Origin of the sequence: Pseudomonas sp. K2I15 (genome assembly GCF_002204795.1) — a bacterium.
GTDB lineage: Bacteria > Pseudomonadota > Gammaproteobacteria > Pseudomonadales > Pseudomonadaceae > Aquipseudomonas.
Genome location: NZ_NIXO01000059.1, coordinates 1 through 15,527, shown reverse-complemented (window position 1 = coordinate 15,527; position 15,527 = coordinate 1). Strand labels below are relative to the sequence as shown.

Here is a 15,527-nt window from a genome sequence, read left to right as displayed (position 1 = left end):
CCAGCCCCGTATCAGGAGAAACATCATGGGTGATATATCCGTCAGCGGCCCGGTCACGGGCATTGACACCCAGTCTATCGTTACGGCCTTGGTGAACGCTGAGCAGGCGCCCAAGCAGTCGCAGATCAACAAGCAAACGCAGACGCAGACCGCTCAGTTGTCCTCGATTGGCAAGATTCAGGCGGCACTCGACGCGTTTCGCGGCGCCATGGACAACATGGCCAAGGACGCCAGTATCGGTGGCCTGACGGCGGCGACCTCGGATACCACCGTGTCCAGTGTCACCTTGGGTGCGGGTGCTTCTGCCGGTAGCTACCAGTTGGTGGTCACTCAATTGGCAACTGCCTCGAAGATTGCTACCAAGACGTTCGCGGGAGGGACGAGTAGCGTCGTCAATAAAGGCTCTACCGCAACGACCCTGGAGATTTCCCAGTCAGGCCAGAGCTATGGTGTCAGCGTTGCGCCGGGCGCGACGTTGCAGCAAGTGCGTGACTCGATCAACTCGCAATACAGCAGCGCAGGCCTGAGTGCCAACATCCTGACTGACTCCACCGGTTCGCGCCTGGTCGTGACGTCGTCCAATACGGGTGCCGGTACGGACATTACCCTTGGCGGTAATACCGGCCTGGAAACCGGCACTACGGTCGTCAACGGCCCACCGGTAAATGCGAAATACACCATTGACGGTACCGCACAGGAATCCAAGAGCAATACCCTGACTGACGCGATCAGTGGCGTGAGTATCAAGTTGACTGCCGTGTCGCCTTTGCCTACGGGGCAGACAGGAGACGCCAATCGGACAGCCTCGACCATCAGCGTCACGCGTAGCACCGACACCCTCAAGAGTTCGGTAAAGGGTTTTGTTGACACCTACAACGCCTTGATCACCGCGATGAACACTGAGACCGCCGTCACCACCAATGCGGATGGTTCCACTACGGCTGCTGCCCTGACGGGCGATTCCACCATGCGCGGCCTGCAGACCGCTTTGCGGACTCAACTGAACGCCTTGGCGGGTTCTGGCACGTTGAAGTCCCTGGCCCAATTTGGTGTGAACACTGACCAGACAACCGGCAAGCTGAGCATTGACGACAAGCTGTTCAATGCGGCCATCTTGACCAATCCCACCGATATCGGCGGCATTTTCAACGGTGACAATGGCCTGCTGGCGCGTATGAAAACCGCGACCGACAGCTATGCGATAACCAACACCGGGGTCCTGGCCACGCGTTCTTCGACACTGTCGGCGAACCTCAAGGACCTGCAAAACCAGCAGGACACCCTGACCGCGCGCATGGCTGCCCTGAAGACGAGCCTGACCGCCAAGTACACCACGATGAACAGCCTGGTGGCGCAGCTCACCGCTCAACGTTCCAGCGTAATGACCACGCTCGATGCGCTGAACAATCCCAAGACCACTTGATCCTCGATGAGGTCGCCCGGTGCCGCGAATGCATCATCGGGCGCGACCTTCAGCAGACCGCCGGCTTAAAGTTTTTTGCAACGCCGTCGACATAATAGTCAGAGCCCATTCTTTTTAGCTGTTGCCTGTCACGAGGTAGAAACATGAATCCCATGAGAGCCCTTCGCCAATACCAGAAGGTCAATTCCCATGCCCAGGTCTCCGAGGCCAGCCCGCACCGTCTGGTTCAAATGCTGATGGAAGGCGCGCTGGATCGCATGGCCCAGGCCAAGGGCGCCATGGCTCGTGGTGATATCGCGCAAAAGGGCCTGTTGCTGGGCAAGGCGATTGATATCTTGATTGGTTTGCGTGACGGCCTGAATCCGGAAAAAACCGATGATCCGGCCGCCTTGCAGCAATTGGATAACCTGTACGCCTACATGACCACGCGTTTGCTCGAAGCCAATACCAAGAGCGATGTCGCGATGATCGACGAAGTAGCCGGCCTGATGATCACGCTCAAGGAAGGCTGGGACGGTATTGCAACACTGTAGGCCTGCTGGCCTGAGGAAGATGTTATGAGTCACGCCCTGCAACGGATTGACGAGACCCGCGAAGCCTTGATGGACGCATTGGCCGCGCGTAACTGGGACGCTATTGGCGAACTGGACCTGGGGTGTCGTGCAGTGATCGATGAGGCGCTGAACAATGCGCCGGTGGACGAGGATGCCCTGCGGGAAAAACTGGAGAGTTTGCTGGCGGTGTATCAGCAGTTGCTTGAGGTGACAACCGGGGAGCGTCAGGCGATTTTCGAAGAGATGTCGCAGATCAACCGAGCGGAAAGTGCGTCAAAGGTTTACCATCTGTTCGGCTGAAGGCTCAGTTAATCCGAACAAAGCGCGTCATTAATTTGACCGTGCACATATTTTTGACTTAACTAGTGCTATTTTCAGACGTCAGAAAGCTGTAGCGCAGAAAATGCCTACAGCTATCTAGATTGCCCCAACTCGAGGGCATTAGAGTTTTACTAGGGAAGTTGCTATTGCATGTGGCGTGAAACCAAAATTCTGCTGATCGATGACGATAGCGTTCGGCGCCGCGATCTGGCGGTGATCCTGAATTTTCTTGGCGAAGAAAATCTTCCCTGCGCCAGCCACGACTGGCAGCAGGCGGTCAGCTCTTTGTCGTCGAGCCGTGAAGTCATTTGTGTGCTGATCGGGACGGTAAACGCTCCTGGTGCAGTTCCGGGCTTGTTAAAGACACTGTCAACCTGGGATGAGTTCCTTCCGGTGTTGCTAATGGGCGATATTTCTTCTGTCGACCTTCCGGAAGACCAGCGCCGCCGCGTCCTTTCCACCCTCGAAATGCCCCCCAGCTACAGCAAATTGCTCGACTCCCTGCACCGTGCCCAGGTCTACCGCGAGATGTACGACCAGGCCCGCGAGCGCGGCCGTCACCGCGAACCCAACCTGTTCCGCAGCCTCGTCGGCACCAGCCGTGCGATCCAGCACGTGCGCCAGATGATGCAGCAAGTGGCCGACACCGACGCCAGCGTGCTGATCCTCGGCGAGTCCGGCACGGGCAAGGAAGTGGTCGCGCGCAACCTGCATTACCACTCCAAGCGCCGCGACGGGCCCTTTGTGCCGGTCAACTGCGGGGCTATCCCGGCAGAGCTGCTCGAAAGCGAACTGTTCGGCCACGAGAAGGGCGCCTTTACCGGTGCTATCACCAGCCGTGCCGGGCGTTTTGAGCTGGCCAACGGCGGCACCCTGTTCCTCGACGAAATCGGCGACATGCCGCTGCCGATGCAGGTCAAGCTGCTGCGGGTGCTGCAAGAGCGCACCTTTGAGCGCGTGGGCAGCAACAAGACCCAAAGCGTTGACGTGCGCATCATTGCCGCCACCCACAAAAACCTCGAAAGCATGATTGAGGTCGGCAGCTTCCGCGAAGACCTGTACTACCGCCTCAACGTATTCCCGATCGAGATGGCGCCCCTGCGCGAGCGCGTCGAAGACATCCCGCTACTGATGAACGAACTGATCTCGCGCATGGAACACGAAAAACGCGGTTCGATTCGCTTCAACTCGGCGGCGATCATGTCCCTGTGCCGCCACGGCTGGCCGGGCAACGTCCGCGAGCTGGCCAACCTGGTGGAGCGCATGGCGATCATGCACCCGTACGGGGTGATCGGCGTGGTCGAACTGCCGAAGAAATTCCGCTACGTCGACGACGAAGACGAGCAACTGGTGGACAGCCTGCGCAGCGACCTGGAAGAGCGCGTGGCCATCAACGGCCACACGCCAGACTTCGGTTCCACCGCCATGCTGCCGCCGGAAGGCCTGGACTTGAAGGACTACCTCGGTAGCCTCGAACAAGGCCTGATCCAGCAGGCCCTCGACGACGCCAACGGCATCGTTGCCCGTGCCGCCGAACGTCTGCGCATCCGCCGCACCACCCTGGTGGAGAAGATGCGCAAGTACGGCATGAGCCGTCGTGAAGGTGATGAACAGGCGGATGATTGACGCCTGTTTTTCAAACCGCTGATTAATCAGCGGTTTTTTTTAGGCACGGGTATTGCTACAGCACTCGCAACGTTCCGTTTAACTGACGGTCAGCCAGCGAGAGAGCATGATGCCCCACGCCGCCCAACTATCTTCGGTCCCTGACACTCAGGGGCCTGCCCCCTCCGTAGAGCAAATCAGCCGCCTCGGGCTTGAGCAGGCATTTTCCCTGTTCAACCAGATGTCGAGCCAGTTGACTGACTCCTACAGCCTGTTGGAAGCCCGGGTATCCGAGCTCAAAGGCGAGTTGGCGGTGGTCAGTGCCCAGCGCATGGAAGAGCTGGCCGAGAAAGAGCGCCTGGCCAACCGTCTGCAAAACCTCCTCGACTTGTTGCCCGGTGGCGTGATCGTCATCGATGACCAGGGCCGCGTGCGCGAAGCCAACCCGGCAGCCTGCGACATGCTTGGCCTGCCGCTGGAAGGCGAGCTGTGGCGCGAGGTCATCACCCGCTGCTTTGCGCCGCGAGAAGACGACGGCCACGAAATCTCCCTCAAGGACGGGCGTCGCCTGTCCATCGCCACTCGATCGCTGGATGCCGAGCCCGGCCAGTTGGTGTTGCTCAACGACCTGACCGAAACCCGTCATCTGCAAGACCAGTTGGCACGCCATGAGCGCTTGTCATCGCTGGGGCGGATGGTCGCTTCTCTGGCGCATCAGATTCGTACGCCGTTGTCTGCCGCGCTGATTTACGCCAGTCATTTGACTGATGAAACATTACCGACGGCCACTCACCAGCGTTTTGCCGGTCGCCTCAAGGAGCGCCTGCATGAGCTGGAGCATCAAGTGCGCGACATGCTGGTGTTCGCCCGCGGTGAATTGCCGTTGACCGACCGCGTCACACCGGCCGCGTTGATGCAGTCCCTGCAAGCCGCTGCCGCCACGCATATCCAGGAGGCGTCAGTCCGTTGGCAGTGCGACAGCCATCACGGCGAGCTGCTATGCAACCGCGACACTCTGGTGGGCGCGCTGCTGAACCTGATCGAAAACGCGACCCAGGCCAGTGGCCCCGGGGCGCGGCTCAAAGTGCACCTGTACAGCCGCGGCGACACCCTGCGCCTGAGCATCAGCGACAGCGGCAGCGGGATTGACCCGGTGGTGCTGCAACGCCTCGGCGAGCCTTTTTTTACCACCAAAACCAACGGTACCGGGCTGGGCCTGACCGTGGTCAAGGCAGTCGCCCGTGCGCATCAGGGAGAATTGCAGCTGCATTCCCGGTTGGGTCGCGGCACGTGCGCGTTGATCACGCTGCCGCTGTTTTCATGCGCCGTCAGCGCGGAGTAAAAGGTCATGGCTATCAAGGTTTTATTGGTTGAAGACGATCGCGCCCTGCGTGAAGCATTGGCTGATACGCTGCTGCTGGCGGGCCATGACTACCGGGCGGTCGGTTCGGCCGAAGAAGCCTTGGAAGCGGTGGAGCAGGAGTCCTTCAGCCTGGTGGTCAGTGACGTGAACATGCCGGGCATGGACGGCCACCAATTGCTCGGCCTGTTGCGCGCGCGCCAGCCGCAATTGCCGGTGCTGCTGATGACCGCCCACGGTGCCGTGGAGCGCGCCGTCGACGCCATGCGCCAGGGCGCTGCGGATTACCTGGTCAAACCCTTCGAACCCAAGGCCTTGATCGAACTGGTCGCCCGCCATGCCCTTGGCGCCCTGGGCGCCGCCGATGGCGAAGGCCCGATTGCCTTCGAGCCGGCCAGTGCGCAACTGCTGGAGCTGGCCGCCCGTGTGGCCCGCAGCGATTCCACCGTATTGATTTCCGGCGAGTCCGGCACCGGCAAGGAAGTACTGGCGCGCTACATCCACCAGCAATCCCATCGCGCCAGCCAGCCGTTCATTGCGATCAACTGCGCGGCGATCCCCGACAACATGCTCGAAGCCACCTTGTTCGGCCATGAAAAAGGCTCGTTCACCGGCGCTATCGCGGCGCAAGCCGGTAAGTTTGAACAGGCCGACGGCGGCACCATCCTGCTCGACGAAATCTCCGAAATGCCCCTGGGCCTGCAAGCCAAACTACTGCGGGTGTTGCAGGAACGCGAAGTGGAGCGGGTGGGCGCGCGCAAGCCGATCCAACTGGATATTCGCGTGGTCGCCACCACCAACCGCGACCTGGCGGGCGAAGTGGCGGCGGGGCGCTTCCGTGAAGATCTGTTCTACCGGCTCTCGGTGTTCCCGCTGGCCTGGCGCCCGTTGCGCGAGCGCCCGGCAGACATCATCCCGCTGGCCGAGCGCCTGCTGGGCAAGCACGTCAATAAAATGAAGCATGCCCAGGCGCGCCTGTCGGCCGATGCCCAGGCCTGCCTGATCAGCTACCCATGGCCCGGCAACGTGCGGGAACTGGACAATGCGATCCAGCGTGCGTTGATTTTGCAGCAGGGCGGTTTGATCCAGCCCCAGGACTTCTGCCTGGCCATGGGCACCGGCAGCGCGCCGCTGCCGAGCCTGGCGGCCGCGCCGCAAGTTGAAGTCGCGGCCGCCGAGTCGGCCGGTGCCTTGGGCGACGACCTGCGCCGCCGCGAATTCCAGATGATCATCGACACCCTGCGCGCCGAGCGCGGCCGCCGCAAAGAGGCCGCCGAGCGCCTGGGCATCAGCCCGCGCACCTTGCGCTACAAGCTGGCGCAGATGCGTGATGCCGGGATGGACGTGGAAGCCTACCTCTACGCCACATGAAAATTCTCGAAGCCGACAGGGTTAGTCGCCTTTTCTTACGAATTGCCACGGAGCTGGCACCCTTGTTGCTACCACCCCTGTAATCGCTGTGTAGTGTCAAAAAATTGCGGGTCGTCGGAGAGGAAGTTCATGAGCCAAGGTGTTGAGTTCAATCGGTTGATGTTGGATATGCGGTCCATGCAAATGGATGCCATGGCTCAACCGAAATCCGCCGCGCAAGCCGTGCCGGAATTGGGCCAGAGCAGCTTTGCCGACATGCTCGGCCAGGCCATCAACAAAGTCAGCGATACCCAACAGGCCTCCAATCAGTTGGCGACCGCCTTCGAGATCGGCAAAAGCGGCGTGGACCTCACCGACGTGATGGTCGCCTCGCAAAAAGCCAGCGTTTCATTCCAGGCCTTGACCCAGGTACGCAACAAGCTGGTTCAAGCCTATCAAGACATCATGCAGATGCCGGTTTAAGGACGATTTGAGTCATGGCAGAAGCAGTCGTGGATAACGCACCCGCCAAGGCAGACGGCAAGCCGCCGCTCTTCGGGCTGTCGTTCCTGGAAAACCTCTCCGAGATGACCATGCTGCGTCAGGTGGGCCTGATGGTCGGCCTGGCTGCCAGCGTGGCGATTGGTTTTGCCGTGGTGCTGTGGTCCCAGCAACCGGATTACCGCCCGCTGTACGGCAGCCTGGCGGGCATGGACTCCAAACAGATCATGGAAACCCTGGCGGCGGCAGACATTGCCTACACCGTCGAACCGAATTCCGGCGCCCTGTTGGTCAAGGCTGACGATGTGGCCCGTGCACGGATGAAACTGGCTGCGGCCGGTGTGACCCCCTCCGACGCCAATATCGGCTTTGAAATCCTCGACAAGGACCAGGGCCTGGGCACCAGCCAGTTCATGGAAGCCACCCGCTACCGTCGTGGCCTGGAAGGCGAACTGGCGCGCACCATCTCCGCGTTGAACAACGTCAAGGGTGCCCGTGTGCACCTGGCGATTCCGAAAAGCTCGGTGTTTGTGCGCGATGAGCGCAAGCCCAGCGCCTCGGTACTGGTAGAACTGTTTTCCGGCCGCTCCCTGGAGCCTGGCCAGGTGCTGGCGATCATCAACCTGGTGGCCACCAGCGTTCCCGAATTGAGCAAGTCGCAAATCACCGTGGTCGACCAGAAGGGCAACCTGCTGTCGGACCTCGCGGAAAACTCCTCGCTGACCATGGCCGGCAAGCAGTTCGACTACAGCCGTCGCATGGAAAGCATGCTGACCCAGCGCGTGCACAACATCCTGCAACCGGTGTTGGGCAACGATCGCTACAAGGCTGAAGTGTCGGCCGACGTGGATTTCAGCGCGGTCGAATCGACCTCCGAGCAGTTCAACCCGGACCAGCCGGCCCTGCGCAGCGAGCAGTCGACCAGCGAACAACGTACTGCCAGCAATGGCCCGCAAGGTGTCCCGGGTGCCCTGAGCAACCAGCCACCGGCCCCGGCCTCGGCGCCACAAACCACCGGTGGCGCAGCCGCCTCGGCCGGCGCGATTGCAGCAGGTCAGCCGCTGCTTGACGCCAACGGCCAGCAGATCATGGACCCGGCCACCGGCCAGCCAATGCTCGCGCCATACCCGGCCGACAAGCGCAACCAGTCCACCAAGAACTTCGAGCTTGACCGCTCCATCAGCCACACCAAGCAGCAACAGGGCCGGATCAATCGCCTGTCGGTGTCGGTCGTGGTCGATGACCAGGTCAAGATCAACGCTGCAGACGGCGCCGTCACCCGTGCCCCGTGGAGCGCCGATGAATTGACGCGCTTCACTCGCCTGGTGCAGGACGCGGTGGGCTTCGATGCCAGCCGTGGCGACAGCGTCAGCGTGATCAACATGCCGTTCTCCGCCGAGCGTGGCGAAGTCATCGCCGAGGCTGCGTTCTATACTCAGCCGTGGTTCTGGGACATCGTCAAGCAAGTGCTGGGTGTGCTGTTTATCCTGGTGCTGGTGTTCGGCGTGCTGCGTCCGGTGCTCAACAACATCACCGGTCACGGTAAAAAACAACTGGCCCTGGCCGGTGGCGACGTCGAGTTGGGTGGCATGGGCGGCCTGGATGGCGAACTGGCCAACGACCGCGTGAGCCTCGGTGGCCCGCAAAGCATTCTGTTGCCCAGCCCGAGCGAGGGTTATGACGCTCAGTTGAACGCAATCAAGAGCCTGGTGGCCGAAGACCCGGGTCGTGTGGCCCAGGTCGTGAAAGAGTGGATTAACGCAGATGAGTGATGCTCGAGTCGCTGTAGCCAAACTCTCCCGGGTCGACAAAGCCGCCGTGCTGTTGCTGTCCCTTGGGGAAACCGACGCCGCCCAAGTGCTGCGCCACATGGGCCCCAAAGAGGTTCAGCGCGTGGGCGTGGCCATGGCGCAAATGCGCAATGTGCACCGTGAGCAAGTCGAGCAGGTGATGAGCGAGTTCGTCGAGATCGTCGGCGACCAGACCAGCCTGGGCGTCGGCTCCGACAGCTACATCCGCAAGATGCTCACCTCGGCCCTGGGCGAAGACAAGGCCAACGGCCTGATCGACCGCATCCTGCTGGGTGGCAATACCAGTGGCCTCGACAGCCTCAAATGGATGGAGCCGCGCGCCGTAGCCGACGTGATCCGCTACGAACACCCGCAGATCCAGGCGATCGTGGTGGCGTATCTCGACCCCGACCAGGCCGGTGAAGTGCTCGGCCATTTCGACCACAAGGTGCGCCTGGATATCATCCTGCGCGTCTCGTCGCTGAACACCGTGCAGCCGGCGGCCCTGAAAGAATTGAACACGATTCTCGAGAAGCAGTTCTCGGGCAATTCCAATGCTTCGCGTACCACCCTGGGTGGCATCAAGCGTGCGGCCGACATCATGAACTTCCTCGACAGCTCGGTGGAAGGCCAGTTGATGGACTCGATCCGCGAGATCGACGACACCCTGTCGGGGCAGATCGAAGACCTCATGTTCGTGTTCAACAACCTCTCCGATGTCGACGACCGTGGCATCCAGGCGTTGCTGCGCGAAGTGTCCTCCGACGTGCTGGTACTGGCCCTCAAAGGCTCGGATGAAGGCGTCAAGGAAAAGATCTTCAAGAACATGTCCAAGCGGGCTTCCGAACTGTTGCGCGACGACCTCGAGGCCAAGGGCCCGGTGCGCGTCAGCGACGTGGAAACTGCGCAGAAAGAGATCCTCACCATTGCCCGCCGTATGGCCGAAGCCGGAGAAATCGTTCTCGGTGGGAAGGGCGGCGAAGAAATGATTTAAGGCGCCGCGCATGTCGAACAAAGATGAGACGCCCAGCGATCTGATTCGCGCACGGGACGTCGGAGGGTTCGACGTCTGGTCGCTGCCCAGTTTCGACCCGCATCGCCCGGAGCCCGAGCCCGAACCGGTAGAGGAAACCCCTGCCGAGATGGAAGAAGTGCCGCTGGAAGAAGTCCAGCCACTGACCCTGGAAGAGCTCGAAAGCATTCGCCAGGAAGCCTACAACGAAGGCTTTTCCACTGGCGAGAAAGACGGTTTTCGCAGCACCACGCTCAAGGTCCGCCAGGAAGCCGAGGCGGCGCTGAGCGTCAAGCTCGCCAGCCTGGAAACCCTGATGGGCAGCCTGTTCGAGCCTATCGCCGAGCAGGACTCACAAATCGAAAAAGCCATGGTCGGCCTGGTGGAGCACATCACCCGCCAGGTGATTCAGCGCGAGCTGGCCCTGGACTCCACGCAAATCGAAAGCGTGATGCGCGAAGCCCTCAAGCTGCTGCCCCTGGGCGTCGGCAATGTGCGGCTGTACATCAACCCGCAGGATTTTGAACAAGTCAAAGCCCTGCGCGAGCGCCATGAAGAAACCTGGCGCATCGTCGAAGACGTCGCGCTGCTGCCCGGTGGTTGCCGGGTGGAGACCGAACACAGCCGCATCGACGCCACGGTAGAGACGCGTATCAGCCAGATCATGGCCAAGCTGTTTGACCAGTTGCACGAGCAGGCGCTGCACCCTGCAGAGCCGGACTTGAGCGTCGAGCTGGACACCCCCGATGCGCCTTGATCGCACCAGCTTCGCCAAGCGCCTGGGTGGCTATGCCGAAGCCACCGAGTTGCCGGGCCAGCCGATCCTGGAGGGCCGCCTGCTGCGCATGGTCGGCCTGACCCTGGAAGCCGAAGGCTTGCGCGCCGCCATGGGCAGCCGCTGCATGGTGATCAACGACGACAGCTACCACCCGGTGCAGGTCGAAGCCGAAGTGATGGGCTTCTCTGGCAGCAAAGTATTCCTGATGCCCGTCGGCAGCGTTGCCGGCATTGCCCCCGGCGCCCGCGTGGTGCCACTGGCCGACACCGGCCGCCTGCCCATGGGCATGAGCATGCTCGGCCGCGTGCTCGATGGCGCCGGCCGCGCCCTCGACGGCAAGGGCGGGATGAAGGCCGAAGACTGGGTGCCCATGGACGGCCCCACCATCAACCCGCTCAAGCGCAACCCCATCAGCGTGCCGCTGGACGTGGGCATTCGCAGTATCAACGGTTTATTGACGGTGGGCCGCGGCCAGCGCCTGGGCCTATTCGCCGGTACCGGCGTCGGTAAGTCGGTGCTGCTGGGCATGATGACGCGCTTCACCGAGGCCGACATCATCGTGGTCGGGCTGATCGGCGAGCGGGGCCGCGAGGTGAAGGAATTCATCGAGCACAGCCTTGGTGAAGAAGGCCTCAAGCGTTCGGTCGTGGTCGCTTCACCGGCGGATGACGCGCCGCTGATGCGCCTGCGGGCCGCGATGTATTGCACGCGCATCGCCGAATATTTTCGCGACAAGGGCAAGAACGTCCTGTTGCTGATGGACTCCCTGACCCGTTTCGCCCAGGCCCAGCGGGAAATTGCCCTGGCCATCGGCGAGCCGCCGGCCACCAAGGGCTATCCGCCGTCGGTGTTTGCCAAGCTGCCCAAGCTGGTGGAGCGCGCCGGTAATGCCGAGGCCGGTGGGGGTTCGATCACCGCGTTCTACACCGTGCTTTCCGAAGGCGATGACCAGCAGGACCCGATTGCCGACTCGGCGCGGGGCGTGCTCGACGGGCACATCGTGCTGTCCCGGCGGTTGGCCGAGGAAGGGCACTACCCGGCCATCGACATCGAAGCTTCCATCAGCCGGGTGATGCCGTCGGTGGTCACGCCTGAGCACATGATGCGGGCGCAGCAGTTCAAGCAACTGTGGTCGCGCTATCAACAGAGCCGCGACCTGATCAGCGTCGGCGCCTACGTGGCCGGCGGTGATCGCGAGACCGACCTGGCGATTGCCCTGCAACCGCAACTGGTGACCTACCTGCGCCAGGGCCTCAACGACAAGATCGGCATGGGTGAAAGCGAGGCGTACCTGGGCACCATCTTCGCACCGGCGCCAGGCGGATAAGCCATGGCCAATACCCGCGCCGCACGCCTTGCCCCGGTGGTGGACATGGCTGAAAAAGCTGAAAAAACCGCCGTCCAGCGCTTGGGTTACTTCCAGGGTCAGGTTCGCCTGGCAGAAAGCAAACTGGGTGACCTGGAGCGTTTTCGCGGCGAGTATCAGCAACAGTGGATCGACCGTGGCAGCAAGGGCGTCTCCGGGCAGTGGCTGATGGGTTACCAGGGCTTTCTCAACCAGCTTGAGACCGCCGTTGGCCAGCAGCGCCAAAGCCTGGCCTGGCACCAGGCCAACGTCGACAAGGCCCGCGACAGTTGGCAACAGGCCTACGCCCGGGTCGAAGGCCTGCGCAAACTGGTGCAGCGCTACATCGACGAAGCCCGTGCGCTGGAAGACAGGCGCGAGCAGAAGTTGCTCGATGAGCTGTCCCAGCGCTTGCCGCGTCAGAGCCCGTATTGACGTTGCGAGTTGCCCACTGCCCCATCACCTGCTAAACCTTGTTGCACATTGCCAATGACAAGGAAGCAGTCGTATGTCAGTCAAATCTGAAGTATCCCTGGATGGGAAAAAAGCGACGATCACTATCAAGGGGCGATTCGACTTCGGTAGTCACCAGGATTTTCGTGAAGCTTACGAGAAGTTCTACAAGGTGCCCGAGATCTATGTGGTGGACTTGAAGGAAACCACCTACATGGACAGCTCGGCCCTGGGCATGCTCCTGCTATTGCGTGACCACGCCGGTGGCGACAATGCCGAGGTTCAGGTGATCAACAGCAACTCCGATGTGCGCAAGATCCTCGCCATCTCCAACTTCGACAAATTGTTCGACCTCACTTGAGCGTCCTGGCCCCGGTGCTCGAAGCGCTGACGGTATTGATCGCCGAAGACAGCGCCGCCGACCTGCTGTTGCTGTCGACCATCGTGCGCCGCCAGGGCCACCAGGTGATCACTGCCAGCAACGGCGAAGAAGCGGTGCAAGTGTTCACCCGCGAGCGGCCGCAGTTGGTATTGATGGACGCGCTGATGCCGGTAATGGACGGCTTTGAGGCAGCCCGGCAGATCAAACAGCTGGCGGGGGAGGCGCTGGTGCCGATCATCTTTCTCACCTCCCTGCGCGAGAGCGAAGCCCTGGCCCAATGCCTGGATGCCGGCGGTGACGACTTCCTGGCCAAACCCTATAACCAGGTGATCCTCGCGGCGAAGATCAACGCCATGGACCGCCTGCGCCGGCTGCAGGCCACGGTGTTGCAGCAGCGCGACCTGATCGCCCGGCACCACGACTACCTGCTGCAGGAGCAACGGGTGGCCAAGGCGGTGTTCGACAAGGTCGCGCATTCTGGCTGCATCAATGCCGCGCCAAATATTCGCTACGTGCAATCGCCCTACGCGCTGTTCAACGGCGACCTGCTGTTGGCGGCCTACACGCCGTCGGGTGATATGCATGTGCTGCTGGGGGATTTTACCGGCCATGGTTTGCCGGCGGCCGTCGGCGCGATGCCGCTGGCCGAAGTGTTCTACGGCATGACCGCCAAGGGCTACGGCCTGGCGCAGACGTTGCGGGAGATGAACGCCAAGCTCAAGCGCATCCTGCCGGTGGACATGTTCTGTTGCGCCACCTTGCTGTGCCTCAGTGCCCAGCGGCGGGCGGTGGAGGTGTGGAACGGCGGCATGCCCGAAGGCTATGTGCATGAAATCGCCACCGGCAAGCGCACGCCGCTGGTGTCGCGGCATCTGCCGTTGGGCGTGCTGGCGGCCGAGGCGTTTGATGATCGCACTGAAGTCTGGCCGATGGCGTTGGGCGACCGGGTGTTTCTGCTGTCGGATGGCGTACTGGATACTGCTGACGCCCACGAGCAACTGTTTGGTGCTGAGCGTTTGCAGCAGGTGTTTGCGGCCAACCGCGAGCCGGATCGGTTGTTCGAGGAGATCGAGCAGGCCCTGGCGGGTTTTCGCGGCGAGGTGCGCGATGACATCAGCATGGTGGAGATCAGCCTGCAGGCGGGCGAGGTGTTGCGTTCGCCGTCGGTGGTGTATTCCGACAGCGGCCAGTCGTCGCCGCTGGATTGGTCGGTCAGCTTTGAGTTTCGTGCCGAGACGCTCAAGTCCTACAACCCTTTGCCGTATTTGCTGCAACTGCTGTTGGAGATTCATGGGCTGCGCGAGCAAAGCGGGGCGTTGTACAGCGTGATGGCGGAGTTGTATTCCAATGCCCTGGAGCATGGCGTATTGGGGCTGGATTCGCGGCTCAAACGTGATGCCCTGGGGTTTGCTGCCTATTACCGTGAGCGCAATGAGCGGCTGGCGCAGTTGAACAGCGGGTATGTGCGGGTGCATTTGAATGTGGTGCCGACCGGGGAGGGTGGTTGTCTGACCTTGCGGATCGAGGACAGTGGGCTGGGGTTTGACGTGGAGAAGGAGTTGGCCCGGCCGCTGGATGTTGACCGTCTGTCTGGTCGGGGGTTGAGCCTGGTGCGGCAGTTGAGCAGCGAGGTAGGCTGGTCTGACGGAGGGCGGTGTGTGTGCGTGGAGTTTTCATGGAAGGCTCTGGCATAATCCGCCGATTCTTGATCAAGGAGCGAACAAGTGGCAGAGATTCATCTGGACCCCGATGTGCTGACTGGCTTGCAGGAGGTCATGGAGGGCGAGTATCCGAAGCTGCTCGACACTTTTCTCGATGACTCGCAAAAGCGGGTAGAGGCGCTGCGCCGGGCTCGGGATGATGCCAAGGCTCTGGGGCGGATTGCGCATAGCTTTAAGGGGAGTAGCGGTAACCTTGGGGCGGTGCGGTTGGCTGAGCTTTGTCAGTTGCTTGAGGATAAGTCGGCCAAGCCTGTGGTTGCGGATTTGGGGCAGTTGGTGGATGAGATTGACCATGAATTCGCGCTGGTGCGGCCGTTGTATGAGCATGAGCGGGGGCGGTTTGGGCTCTGACGCCTTTGGGTGTATATCCGTTATTTAGGTAACGGCTTCCTACGGTTTCGCTCTTACAGCGAGTCACTTTGCAAAAGCGGCAAAGTAACCAAAACGCTCTGCCCCGCCTGTCGGCGCCTCGCTTAGGCTCGGCGTGCCCTCACTCCGGCATTGCTCCGCGGGCCGCCGCGACGGCCCGTCCCTGGCCCGTCGCGGCTAAACCGGCGTCCTGCCGGTTTACCCGCTCCTCAATACCTACGTTCGGCCTCGGGCTGAATGGGGCAGTCAGATCAAGATCAAGATCAACAGCAAAAGCACAGCGGCCTACCGGCCGGCTTGAGTGTTAGAAGCAAGGGCAAGGTCCAGAGCGAAAGCAGAACTGCTTTTCTGTGGGAGCGGGCTTGCTCGCGAAAAACCTGAGGGCGCCGCGTTGAATCAGGATGCCCACGTCATCGTTAACGACCTTCGCGAGCAAGCCCGCTTGTGTCTTGATCCGGGATTAAGCTGAGGGTGAGAGCGGTGAGTGGCAAGCTGAATGCCCGGAGTGCTTAAAGCACGTGTGGGAGCCCATGCTGCCACTCACCTCTCCGCTCTGGACATGA

General features: G+C 61.5%; 15 protein-coding genes. All 15 read left to right on the top strand.

From position 1 onward, the window contains the following. The first annotated feature begins 25 nt into the window (after positions 1-25). The 15 genes from fliD to CEC48_RS25830 all read left to right on the top strand — a co-directional run bounded on the left by fliD (position 26) and on the right by CEC48_RS25830 (position 14,946). Positions 26-1,423, top strand: a complete 1,398-nt coding sequence (gene fliD / locus CEC48_RS25900; protein ID WP_088426319.1) for a flagellar filament capping protein FliD — start codon at positions 26-28, stop codon at positions 1,421-1,423. 143 nt (positions 1,424-1,566) lie between these two features. Next, entirely contained in the window at positions 1,567-1,956 is a 390-nt protein-coding gene (gene fliS / locus CEC48_RS25895; RefSeq protein WP_026077955.1) for a flagellar export chaperone FliS, read from the top strand. A gap of 24 nt (positions 1,957-1,980) precedes the next feature. After that, the gene (locus CEC48_RS25890; RefSeq protein ID WP_088426318.1) at positions 1,981-2,277 is read left to right on the top strand and encodes a flagellar protein FliT; all 297 of its coding nucleotides are present in this window, start codon (positions 1,981-1,983) and stop codon (positions 2,275-2,277) included. 171 nt (positions 2,278-2,448) lie between these two features. Further along, positions 2,449-3,924, top strand: a complete 1,476-nt coding sequence (locus tag CEC48_RS25885) for a sigma-54 dependent transcriptional regulator (protein WP_088426317.1) — start codon at positions 2,449-2,451, stop codon at positions 3,922-3,924. A 109-nt stretch (positions 3,925-4,033) separates the two neighbouring features. After that, positions 4,034-5,245: a PAS domain-containing sensor histidine kinase gene (locus tag CEC48_RS25880; RefSeq protein WP_088426316.1), complete on the top strand. Its 1,212-nt coding sequence runs from the start codon at positions 4,034-4,036 to the stop codon at positions 5,243-5,245. Positions 5,246-5,251: 6 nt separating this feature from the next. Then, positions 5,252-6,634 carry a sigma-54 dependent transcriptional regulator gene (locus CEC48_RS25875; protein WP_088426315.1) on the top strand — a complete coding sequence of 461 codons (1,383 nt, stop codon included), beginning with the start codon at positions 5,252-5,254 and terminating at the stop codon, positions 6,632-6,634. Between the two features lie 129 nt (positions 6,635-6,763). Then, complete coding sequence (fliE, locus tag CEC48_RS25870; RefSeq protein ID WP_003214581.1) at positions 6,764-7,096, top strand: flagellar hook-basal body complex protein FliE; 333 nt, start codon at positions 6,764-6,766, stop codon at positions 7,094-7,096. A 14-nt stretch (positions 7,097-7,110) separates the two neighbouring features. Further along, positions 7,111-8,886 (top strand): flagellar basal-body MS-ring/collar protein FliF, encoded by a 1,776-nt coding sequence (gene fliF / locus CEC48_RS25865; RefSeq protein WP_088426314.1) that lies wholly within the window; start codon positions 7,111-7,113, stop codon positions 8,884-8,886. Continuing rightward, the gene (gene fliG / locus CEC48_RS25860) at positions 8,879-9,898 is read left to right on the top strand and encodes a flagellar motor switch protein FliG (protein ID WP_088426313.1); all 1,020 of its coding nucleotides are present in this window, start codon (positions 8,879-8,881) and stop codon (positions 9,896-9,898) included. The genes fliF and fliG overlap by 8 nt, the downstream gene beginning before the upstream one ends. 10 nt (positions 9,899-9,908) lie before the next feature. Then, positions 9,909-10,673, top strand: coding sequence for a flagellar assembly protein FliH (gene fliH / locus CEC48_RS25855; protein ID WP_088426312.1), 765 nt, complete (start codon positions 9,909-9,911; stop codon positions 10,671-10,673). Next, positions 10,663-12,021 (top strand): flagellar protein export ATPase FliI, encoded by a 1,359-nt coding sequence (fliI, locus tag CEC48_RS25850; protein ID WP_088426311.1) that lies wholly within the window; start codon positions 10,663-10,665, stop codon positions 12,019-12,021. The genes fliH and fliI overlap by 11 nt, the downstream gene beginning before the upstream one ends. Positions 12,022-12,024: 3 nt before the next feature. Continuing rightward, positions 12,025-12,474 (top strand): flagellar export protein FliJ, encoded by a 450-nt coding sequence (gene fliJ, locus CEC48_RS25845; protein ID WP_088426310.1) that lies wholly within the window; start codon positions 12,025-12,027, stop codon positions 12,472-12,474. A gap of 73 nt (positions 12,475-12,547) precedes the next feature. Continuing rightward, positions 12,548-12,853 carry an STAS domain-containing protein gene (locus tag CEC48_RS25840; RefSeq protein ID WP_088426309.1) on the top strand — a complete coding sequence of 102 codons (306 nt, stop codon included), beginning with the start codon at positions 12,548-12,550 and terminating at the stop codon, positions 12,851-12,853. After that, positions 12,850-14,568, top strand: coding sequence for a fused response regulator/phosphatase (locus CEC48_RS25835; RefSeq protein WP_088426308.1), 1,719 nt, complete (start codon positions 12,850-12,852; stop codon positions 14,566-14,568). Before CEC48_RS25840 ends, CEC48_RS25835 begins: the two co-directional genes overlap by 4 nt. A gap of 30 nt (positions 14,569-14,598) precedes the next feature. Then, positions 14,599-14,946 (top strand): Hpt domain-containing protein, encoded by a 348-nt coding sequence (locus tag CEC48_RS25830; RefSeq protein ID WP_088426307.1) that lies wholly within the window; start codon positions 14,599-14,601, stop codon positions 14,944-14,946. Positions 14,947-15,527: the final 581 nt, after the last annotated feature.

Bases quoted from the DNA above. Each gene is read 5' to 3' on its own strand.
- fliF (WP_088426314.1), top strand. From the start codon at position 7,111: ATGGCAGAAGCAGTCGTGGATAACGCACCCGCCAAGGCAGACGGCAAG.
- CEC48_RS25890 (WP_088426318.1), top strand. From the start codon at position 1,981: ATGAGTCACGCCCTGCAACGGATTGACGAGACCCGCGAAGCCTTGATG.
- fliH (WP_088426312.1), top strand. From the start codon at position 9,909: ATGTCGAACAAAGATGAGACGCCCAGCGATCTGATTCGCGCACGGGAC.
- fliE (WP_003214581.1), top strand. From the start codon at position 6,764: ATGAGCCAAGGTGTTGAGTTCAATCGGTTGATGTTGGATATGCGGTCC.
- CEC48_RS25875 (WP_088426315.1), top strand. From the start codon at position 5,252: ATGGCTATCAAGGTTTTATTGGTTGAAGACGATCGCGCCCTGCGTGAA.
- CEC48_RS25880 (WP_088426316.1), top strand. From the start codon at position 4,034: ATGCCCCACGCCGCCCAACTATCTTCGGTCCCTGACACTCAGGGGCCT.
- fliI (WP_088426311.1), top strand. From the start codon at position 10,663: ATGCGCCTTGATCGCACCAGCTTCGCCAAGCGCCTGGGTGGCTATGCC.
- CEC48_RS25885 (WP_088426317.1), top strand. From the start codon at position 2,449: ATGTGGCGTGAAACCAAAATTCTGCTGATCGATGACGATAGCGTTCGG.
- fliG (WP_088426313.1), top strand. From the start codon at position 8,879: ATGAGTGATGCTCGAGTCGCTGTAGCCAAACTCTCCCGGGTCGACAAA.
- fliJ (WP_088426310.1), top strand. From the start codon at position 12,025: ATGGCCAATACCCGCGCCGCACGCCTTGCCCCGGTGGTGGACATGGCT.
- CEC48_RS25840 (WP_088426309.1), top strand. From the start codon at position 12,548: ATGTCAGTCAAATCTGAAGTATCCCTGGATGGGAAAAAAGCGACGATC.
- fliS (WP_026077955.1), top strand. From the start codon at position 1,567: ATGAATCCCATGAGAGCCCTTCGCCAATACCAGAAGGTCAATTCCCAT.
- fliD (WP_088426319.1), top strand. From the start codon at position 26: ATGGGTGATATATCCGTCAGCGGCCCGGTCACGGGCATTGACACCCAG.